Genomic DNA, 8,846 nt, shown 5'->3' with positions numbered 1-8,846 from the left:
GGTCGGCCGCTTGCCCGCCGGCCGTGCGCCCACCTTCGGGGCGGCGCCGGCCAGCGCCGCGGCGTCCGGGTCGAGCGGCTCGTCGGTCACGTCGGCCTGGGCCGGGCTCGCCGCACCCTTGCCGGTGACCTCGCCCCGGGCAATCGCGCCCCGGCGGGTCAGAACGCGCTTGTTGTGCGCCTGGATCCGCGGGTCGTAGTTCTTCAGCAGCGCCAGCAGCGGCGTGGCCACCAGGATGGAGGTCAGGAACGCCACCGCCATACCGACGAACAGCACCAGACCGAGGTCCTTCAGCGTGCCGGCGCCGAGCAGGCCGGCGCCGATGAAGAGCAGACCACCGACCGGCAGCAGCGCGACCACCGAGGTGTTCAACGACCGCATCAGGCTCTGGTTGACGGCCAGGTTGGCCGCCTCGCCGTACGTCTGGTTGTTGTTGGCGGTAATGCCCCGGGTGTTCTCCTGGACCTTGTCGAAGACCACCACCACGTCGTAGAGCGCGAAGCCCAGGATGGTGAGGAAGCCGATGATCGTCGACGGGGTGACCTCGAAGCCGACCAGCGAGTAGATGCCGGCGGTGAGGACCAGGTTCATGATCAGCGAGGAGACCGCGGCAACGGCCATCCGCCACTCGAAGCGCAGGATCAGGTAGACCATCACCAGCGCGATGAAGATGACCAGACCGAGCACGGCGCGCTCTGTGACCTGGCTGCCCCACGCCTCGCTGACCTGGTTGCCGCTGATCTGGTCCTCGCTGATGCCGAGGTCCTGGGCGATCTGCGCCTTGACCGCGTTGGCCTGCTCGGCGCTGAGCTGCCCGGTACGCAGCTCGTAGGAGTCGCCACCGGGGCCGCCGACCTTCTGCGCGGTGACCACGTGGGCACCGGTGTTCTCCGCGGCGAGAGCCGCGTCCACCTCCCGCTCGGCGTCGTCCAGGGTGCCGACGCTCGCCGGCACCTGGAACGAGTTACCGCCGGCGAACTCGATGCCCAGGCTGAAACCGCGGATCGAGAAGCTGAGGATCGCGATCAGGACCAGGACCCCGGCGACGCCGAACCAGAGCTTGCGCCGGCCGACGATGTTGAGACCGGCCTCACCGTTGTAGAGACGGCTCGCCAGACCGTTTTGAGCCATCTCAGGCCTCCTTGGCGCGCGGGTTGCGGGGCTGCTGAGTCGGCTGGTTGCGAGCCGGGAGTGCCCGGCCCAGACCGCTGACCCGCGGGGACAGGAACGCCCGGGTCCGGGCGAACATCGTCATGATCGGGTGGCGGAAGAGGAAGACCACGACCAGGTCCAGCACGGTGGCCAGACCGAGCGCGAAGGCGAAGCCCTTGACCGTGCCGACCGAGACCACGTAGAGCACCACAGCGGAGAGCAGGGTGATCGCGTTGGCCGAGATGATCGTCCGGCGGGCCCGGATCCAGGCGCGGGGCACCGCGCTACGCGGGCTGCGCCCCTCCCGGATCTCGTCCTTCAATCGTTCGAAGTAGATGACGAACGAGTCCGCCGCTACACCTAGTGAGACGATCATGCCGGCGATGCCGGCGAGGGTGAGCGTGAAGCCGATCTGCCGGCCGAGCACCACCAGCGCGCCGAAGACCAGCAGCGCGGAGAGGATGAGGCTCAGGAAGATCACCGAGCCGAGCAGCCGGTAGTAGAAGAACGAGTAGATGATGACCAGCAGCATGCCGATGCCGGCAGCGAGCAGACCGGCACGCAGGTGGCTTGCGCCGAGCGTGGCGGTGACGTTCTGCGCCTCCTGCTGCTTGAAGGTCACCGGGAGCGCGCCGTAGCGGAGCTGGCCGGCGAGCGCGCTGGCGTCCTTCTGGTTGAAGTTGCCGGTGATCTGGGAGTTGCCGGTCAGCACACCCTGGATCTCCGGAGAGGAGACGATCTCGTTGTCCAGCACGACGGCCACCCGGCACTTGCCGTCCTGGCCCAGCGCGGTCGCGTCGCAGGCCTGGCCCTCGTTGTTGAACGACTCGCGGGTCAGCGCGGTCCACTTGCTCTGACCGTCGCCGGTGAAGTCCAGGCTGACGACCCAGGAGTTGGTCTGGTCGAGCACCGCGTCGGCGTCGTCCACGTCGGTGCCGAGCACCTTGGCCTGGTCGAGCAGGTACTTCGAGGCGCCGCCCTCGCAGGCGACGACCTGCTGCTTCGGGTCGGAGATCGACGCCGGCGGGCGCTTGTCGAGCTGCGTCGGGCAGCCGATCGTCGGCACGTTGAACTGCATCTGCGCCGGCAGCACCGCCACCTCCTGCGGCGACAGCGTGCCGAACGGCTTGAGCTTGTCACCGAGGGACGGGTCGGCGGTCAGGTCGGCCGGGGCCTGCAGCCCGTTGGCGGCCTGCCAGGCGGCGGCGCCGACCTTCTGCTCGACGGCCTTGCGCTGCTCCTCGATGCTGGCCGACACCGGCTCTGCGCTGGCGCTCGGCGTCGGCGTGGCGGCGCTCGGCGAGGCGGACGCGGAGGGCGTCGGCGTGGCGCTGGGCGACGCGGGGGCCATTCCGCCCTGACCGCCGCTGGGCGACGACGTCGCCTTCGGCGCACCGCTGCCCGACGGGGTCGGGGTCGCGCCGCCGGACGGGGTCGGAGCGGCACTGCCCGACGGGGTCGGCGTGGCGGCCGGCGGCGCGGCGATCGTCCCGCTGCCGTCCGCCGCCTTCAGCACCTTGCGGAAGCGCAGCTCGGCCGCGCTGCCCACCTCGTCGAGGTTCCGGTTCTCACCGGGCAGGGAGATGACGATGTTCCGGTTGCCCTCGGTGACCACCTCGGCCTCGGCAACGCCGAGCCCGTTGACCCGGTTCTCGATGATCTGCCGGGCCTCCTCGAGGTTCTCCGCCGTCGGCGGCTTGCCGTCGATGGAGTTGGTCGCCTCCAGCGTCATCCGGGTGCCGCCGATCAGGTCCAGGCCGAGCTTTGGCTCGAGCCGGTCCTTGAAGCTGCCGTTGGCGCCGGCGAAGAACACCAAAAGATAGAGGACCACGAAGATGAACCCGAGCACGGCGAGCTGCCGCCCGGGGCGCATCTGTCCCTGAGGTGGTGCCACGGCTGTCCTGTCTCCCTGTACGGTCGCGCCGCTCTGCGCAGCGACGGCGGTGTCGGGCCGGTGATCCCGCCCGACGGGTCTGCCTTGAGCCGACGAGATGCCGGCACGAGGACCGGGCGGCGTGCATCGCCGACGGTCACGGGAACGTGCCGACGCCCGGCGTCGACCCAACTATCCAGTTTTCACGTCTCGTCCGCTGCCCCGTCGGGGGCGGTGACCCGGAAGGCGGGTGGGCCGGCCGTACGCCGGACCACCACCCCGGGAGAAGACGGTCAGTCCTTGGCGGTGTCCGCGTCCTCGGTGACCGGCTCGCTCGGCAACTCCGCGCGGGTGACGACCCGGGCGATGGCCGGACGGGCGTAGCGGGTCTGCACGCCAGGTGCGACCTCGATCAGGACGGTGTCGTCCTCGATGCCGGTGACCGTGCCGTAGAGCCCACCGATGGTCACGACCTCGTCGCCGGGGCCGAGGTTGGACTGCATCGCCTCCGCCTCTTTGCGGCGCTTCTGCTGGGGCCGGATCATCATGAAATACATGACACCGAAGAGCAGGGCGATCATCAGGATCGGCGTGAAACCGCCGGCCCCGCCACCCGCTGCTGCGTAATGCACGGTTACTGACCTTCCCTTGGCCGCCTTCCCGGCACCCGGGGGTGCCGGAGCGGAGGCGGATTCTCACGTCCTGTACAGACCGCGGCGAAGTCTAAACCCTGCACCTGAGAACACCGAATGCGGCACAGATCACGTTCACATCACGCCTGATCGGTATCCAAGGAGAACAGATCGGGCACCGGCGGACTATCTGCACCAAATGTACCATTCGGCGGAGTTCGCCCCAGATGCCGCCAAGCTGCCTCCGTAGCCACCCGCCCCCGTGGCGTACGGGCCAACAGACCAGCCCGGACCAGGAACGGCTCGCAGACCTCCTCCACCGTGTCCGGCTGCTCCCCCACCGCCACCGCCAGTGTGGACAGGCCCACCGGACCTCCCCGGAACGAGTCGACCAACGCGGTCAACACCGCGCGGTCCAGCCGGTCCAGACCGAGCGCGTCCACGTCGTACACCGTCAACGCGGCACGGGCGGTCTCAAGATTGACCACCCCGTCGGCCCGCACCTCCGCGTAGTCCCGGACGCGGCGCAACAACCGGTTGGCGATCCGGGGCGTGCCCCGGGACCGTCCGGCGACCTCGGCAGCGCCCTCGGCGGTGATCGGCACGCCGAGGATCCGCGCCGAACGGTGCAGCAACGTCTCCAGATCAGCCGGGGCGTAGAAGTCGAGGTGCGCGACGAAACCGAACCGGTCCCGCATCGGCCCGGTCAACAGGCCCGAACGGGTCGTCGCACCGACCAGGGTGAACGGTTCGACGTCCAACGGGATCGCCGTCGCCCCCGGACCCTTGCCGACCACCACGTCGACCCGGAAGTCCTCCATCGCGCTGTAGAGCAACTCCTCCGCCGGCCGCGCGATGCGGTGGATCTCGTCGATGAAGAGCACGTCGCCCTCGGCGAGACTCGTCAGGATGGCCGCCAGATCACCGGACCGCTCGATGGCAGGGCCGCTGGTCACCCGGATGCCCGCACCCAACTCGGCGGCGACGATGTTGGCCAGACTCGTCTTGCCCAGCCCCGGAGGGCCGGAGAGCAGGATGTGGTCCGGCGGCGAACCCCGGCGCATCGCGCCCTGCAACAACAGGTCGAGCTGGTCGCGTACCCGGTCCTGGGCGATGAACTCGGCCAACCGCTTCGGCCGGACCGTCGCCTCCGCGTCCCGGTCGGCGTCGCTGACGTACGCCGAGACGAGCCCGTCGGTCTCACTCATCGGGTACGGCCCAGCAGGCGGATGGCCTGCTTGAGCAGGACCGGTACCGGCGGCGTCGGACCGTCGATCGTCTCCGCCACGGCGGCCACCGCCTGATCGGCCTGACCGGCCGTCCAGCCCAGCCCGACGAGTGCCTGCCGGACCTGGTCCGGCCAGGCGCCGCCGGTCACGCCGGCCGCACCGTCGGCACCGATCGGCACCGGACCGATCCGGTCGCGCAGCTCCAGCACCAGACGCTCGGCACCCTTCTTACCGATGCCGGGCACCCGGGTCAGCGCCGCCGTGTCGGCGTTGGCGATCGCCTTGCGTACCGCGTCCGGGGTGTGCACGGCCAGCACCGCCTGGGCCAGGCGCGGGCCCACCCCACTCGCGGTCTGGAGCAGCTCGAACAGCGACTTGGCGTCGTCGTCGGCGAAGCCGTAGAGGGTCAGCGAGTCTTCCCGCACGATGAGGCTGGTGGCGAGCCGGGCGACCTGGCCGACCCGCAGGTCCGCGAGCGTCCCCGGGGCGCAGTGCACGGCCAGACCGACACCGCCGACCTCGATCACAGCCTGGTCCGGACCCGTCGCGGTCACCGTGCCGCGCACGCTGGCGATCATCGTGCTCCTCCTCGTCGTGCCCGATCGGCCGCCGCCGCCAACTTCGAGCGGGTTCCGCCACGCCAGATATGGCAGATCGCCAACGCCAGCGCGTCGGCGGCGTCGGCCGGCTTCGGTGGCTCGGCCAGCCGCAGCAACCGGGTCACCATCGCGGTCATCTGCGCCTTGTCGGCCTGACCGGAACCGGTCACGGCCGCCTTCACCTCACTCGGGGTGTACGTCTGCACGGGCAACCCGGCGCGCGCCCCGGCCAACACGGCGATGCCGCTGGCCTGCGCGGTACCCATCACCGTCCGCACGTTGTGCTGGCTGAACACCCGCTCGACGGCGACGCTCTCCGGCTGGTGCTCCGCGACCAGCTTGGTCAACGACTGGTCCAGGTGCAGCAGGCGCAGCGGCAACTCGTCGGCCGGGTCGGTGTAGACCACGTAGTACGCGACCAGAGTGCAGGGCCTCCCGGGCACACCCTCGACCACGCCCACACCACACCGGGTCAACCCCGGGTCGACACCGAGCACGCGCACGCCGCCTCCTCCCCCAGCCGTCAGCAGTACGTGTGTTCGACACCCTAACCGTCGCCCTTCCCGCCAGCCCCACGGGACACGCCCTCCGCACCCCGCACCCCGCACCCCGCGCCCAAGATCCGCGCAACGTCCCGGATGGTGCTGCCTCCGGGTCGCGGGAGGCAGCACCATCACCGTTGTTGCGCGGATCTTGAGGACGGACGCCTTCGCTGGCCGGCCGGGAGTGGGGTCGGAACGCCCGCAGCCGTCAAGGTCACGCTCGATCCAGGATGTAGTGGCCACGGAACGCCGGGATGCCACTACATCCTGGATGTTGCGCGATCTCACGGCGCACGCGGCGATCTTGCGGCGCGGCGGGCGGGCGGCGAGGGCAGGTGGGCAGCGGGTGGCGAGGGCCCAGCGGGCCACACAGCTTCGCCCTGGAGTATGTGTCGCCGACCCATGTGCCGGGGAGGGCACAGCTCGTAACTTCTTGCGCCATGACGGCAGAACCCGTGGCGGTCCCCCACGTCGTACAGGTTGACCTCGCTGGCCGGACCGCCCTGGTGACCGGGGGTGGCAGTGGCATCGGGCGGGCGTGCGCCCTGCGGCTGGGTGCGGCCGGCGCGAAGGTGCTCGTGGTGGACCGCAACCTGGAGGCGGCAAAGGCGGTGGCCGCCGAGGCTGGCGGCCGGGCCGAGGGTGTGGACCTGTCCGACGCGGCGGCGGTGGACCGCCTCGACGTGGACGTGGACATCATCGTGAACAACGCCGGGCTTCAGCACGTCGCGCCGCTTCAGGACTTTCCGGTCGAGCGCTTCGAGTACATCCAGCGGGTCATGGTGGAGGCGCCGTTCCTGCTGATCCGCCGGGCTCTGCCCCACATGTACGCCCGGGGTTGGGGTCGTGTCGTCAACATCTCCTCGGTGCACGGGTTGCGTGCCTCGCCGTACAAGGCTGCGTACGTCTCGGCCAAGCACGCTCTGGAAGGGCTGTCGAAGGTGGTCGCCCTGGAGGGCGCCGCGCACGGGGTGACGGCCAACTGCATCAACCCGGCGTACGTGCGCACGGCGCTGGTGGAGAGCCAGATCGCCGACCAGGCGGTCAGCCACGGCATCGACGAGACCGAGGTGATCGAGAAGATCATGCTGGCCCGTGCCGCGATCAAGCGACTGATCGAGCCGGAGGAGGTGGCCGAGCTGCTGGCGTACCTCTGCTCGCCGCCCGCGGCGTTCATCACCGGCGCGTCGATCGCCCTCGACGGGGGCTGGACGGCCAACTAGTGGGCCCGAGCACAATGTCGACCATGTCATCGCCGGTGGAGTTCCTGGAACTGCTCGCGCGGGAGGCCGCGGCGGTCGAGTTCGAGGGGCCGTTGGTGGCCGCGCGCGCCGCCGGGTTGCCGCCCGATCGGCTGGCCGAGCTGGAGCAGGCCAGGTCGGTGGCGTTGCGGGTACGCGCGTTGTTGGAGCGCCGCCGCCGCCGCGAGACGGAGCTGTCCGGCCTGTACGACACGGTCAGCGACCTGGCCGGGCTACGCGACCTGGACGACGTGCTGCGGGCGATCGTGCACCGGGCCCGCAATCTGCTCGGCGCCGACGTGGCCTACATGACGTTGAACGACGACGAGCGCGGCGACACCTACATGCGGGTGACCGACGGGTCGGTCTCGGCCCGGTTCCAGCGGCTCCGGTTGCCGATGGGCGCCGGCCTCGGTGGCCTGGTGGCCCAGTCCGGGGCTCCGTACGTCACCGCGAACTACGGCGAGGACGCGCGCTTCCACCACACCGGCGAGATCGACGCCGGGGTCGGGGAGGAGGGCCTCGTCGCGATCCTCGGGGTGCCGCTGCGGCTCGGCTCCACCTCGATCGGTGTGCTCTACGCGGCGAACCGTTCGGCCCGGCCGTTCGTCCGGGAGGAGGTGGCGCTGCTGGTCTCCCTCGCCGCGCACGCCGCGGTGGCGATCGACACCGCCCGGCTGCTCACCGAGACCCGCTCGGCGTTGGCCGAGTTGTCGGCGGCGAACACCACCATCCGGGCGCACAGCAGCTCGGTGGAGCGGGCGGCGGCGGCACACGACCGGATGACGGCGCTGGTGCTGCGCGGCGGCGGTGTGGAGGACGTGGCGGCCGCGGTGACCGAGGTGCTGGGCGGCGCGCTGCTGGCGCTGGACGCCGAGGGCCGACTGCTGGCCCGGGTGGGCGAGATCGACGAGCCGGACCGGGCGGACATCGTCGAGGCGGTGGCGGCGTCGCGCACCGAGGGGCGCAGCGTGCGCCGCAGCCCGCTCTGGTATGCGGCGGTGGTGGCGGGCGCGGAGAACCTGGGCGCCCTGGTGCTGCGTCCGGACGACGAGCTGGTCGACGCCGATCAGCGGATCCTGGAGCGCGCCGCGCTGGTGACCGCGCTGTTGCTGTTGTTCCGTCGGACGGTCGCGGAGGCGGAGGGTCGGGTCCGTGGCGAGCTACTGGACGACCTGATCGCCCGCCCGCTGCGGGACACCGACGCGTTGCGCAGCCGGGCCCGTCGGCTCGGGGTGGACCTGGACGCGCCGCACGTGCTGGTGGCGGTGGGCGACGACGCGATCGCCGCGACCGGCTCGGCTCGGCAGCGGGTGCTGTCCTGGGCCACCACGTACGCCTCGGCGCGCGGCGGACTGGCGGCGGCGCGCGACGGCCGGGTGGTGCTGATGCTGCCCGGGCAGGACGCGGGTGGCAGCGCTCGCGCGGTGGCCCGGGACCTGTCCCGGGTGACCGGCCGTCCGGTGACCGCCGGGGCGAGTGGTGCGGGAGCAGCAGCGAGAGCTGTCGTCCAGCGCGTTCCGCCGGATGTGCAAGGCGGAGTACCTGAACTACCTGCGGGTCCGCGAGTGGCAGGAC

Annotated in this window: 8 protein-coding genes; 2 read left to right on the top strand and 6 right to left on the bottom strand. The window is 71.1% G+C overall.

Features of this window, described 5'->3' with window-relative positions; all coding sequences use genetic code 11:
- From secF to ruvC, 6 genes are all read right to left on the bottom strand, one after another.
- The coding region (gene secF / locus ACWCO3_RS26485) for a protein translocase subunit SecF (RefSeq protein ID WP_450012598.1) at positions 1–1,131 on the bottom strand (1,131 nt) is incomplete at its 3' end.
- Position 1,132: 1 nt separating this feature from the next.
- Positions 1,133–3,046: a protein translocase subunit SecD gene (gene secD, locus ACWCO3_RS26480; protein WP_208745060.1), complete on the bottom strand. Its 1,914-nt coding sequence runs from the start codon at positions 3,044–3,046 to the stop codon at positions 1,133–1,135.
- A 272-nt stretch (positions 3,047–3,318) separates the two neighbouring features.
- Entirely contained in the window at positions 3,319–3,657 is a 339-nt protein-coding gene (yajC, locus tag ACWCO3_RS26475; RefSeq protein WP_280116495.1) for a preprotein translocase subunit YajC, read from the bottom strand.
- A 140-nt stretch (positions 3,658–3,797) separates the two neighbouring features.
- The gene (gene ruvB, locus ACWCO3_RS26470; RefSeq protein ID WP_145783846.1) at positions 3,798–4,865 is read right to left on the bottom strand and encodes a Holliday junction branch migration DNA helicase RuvB; all 1,068 of its coding nucleotides are present in this window, start codon (positions 4,863–4,865) and stop codon (positions 3,798–3,800) included.
- Positions 4,862–5,464 (bottom strand): Holliday junction branch migration protein RuvA, encoded by a 603-nt coding sequence (ruvA, locus tag ACWCO3_RS26465; protein ID WP_145783848.1) that lies wholly within the window; start codon positions 5,462–5,464, stop codon positions 4,862–4,864. Before ruvA ends, ruvB begins: the two co-directional genes overlap by 4 nt.
- Positions 5,461–5,988, bottom strand: coding sequence for a crossover junction endodeoxyribonuclease RuvC (gene ruvC / locus ACWCO3_RS26460; protein ID WP_354888197.1), 528 nt, complete (start codon positions 5,986–5,988; stop codon positions 5,461–5,463). The genes ruvA and ruvC overlap by 4 nt, the downstream gene beginning before the upstream one ends.
- Before the next feature lie 479 nt (positions 5,989–6,467).
- On the opposite strand from ruvC, the gene ACWCO3_RS26455 reads away from it, so the two are divergent.
- Together ACWCO3_RS26455 and ACWCO3_RS26450 are read left to right on the top strand one after the other, a co-directional pair.
- Complete coding sequence (locus ACWCO3_RS26455; RefSeq protein ID WP_145783851.1) at positions 6,468–7,250, top strand: 3-hydroxybutyrate dehydrogenase; 783 nt, start codon at positions 6,468–6,470, stop codon at positions 7,248–7,250.
- A gap of 14 nt (positions 7,251–7,264) precedes the next feature.
- Positions 7,265–8,846, top strand: a 1,582-nt coding sequence (locus ACWCO3_RS26450) for a GAF domain-containing protein (RefSeq protein ID WP_450012593.1), incomplete at its 3' end; no start/stop codon positions are given.

This window comes from Micromonospora sp. NPDC002411 (assembly GCF_053592955.1).
Note: the sequence above shows the minus strand (reverse complement) of the source record. Positions and strands in the feature narration are given on the sequence as shown.

Excerpts from the sequence above, each read along its gene's own strand:
- ruvA (WP_145783848.1), bottom strand. The coding sequence starts at position 5,464 with ATGATCGCCAGCGTGCGCGGCACGGTGACCGCGACGGGTCCGGACCAG.
- ACWCO3_RS26455 (WP_145783851.1), top strand. The coding sequence starts at position 6,468 with ATGACGGCAGAACCCGTGGCGGTCCCCCACGTCGTACAGGTTGACCTC.
- ruvB (WP_145783846.1), bottom strand. The coding sequence starts at position 4,865 with ATGAGTGAGACCGACGGGCTCGTCTCGGCGTACGTCAGCGACGCCGAC.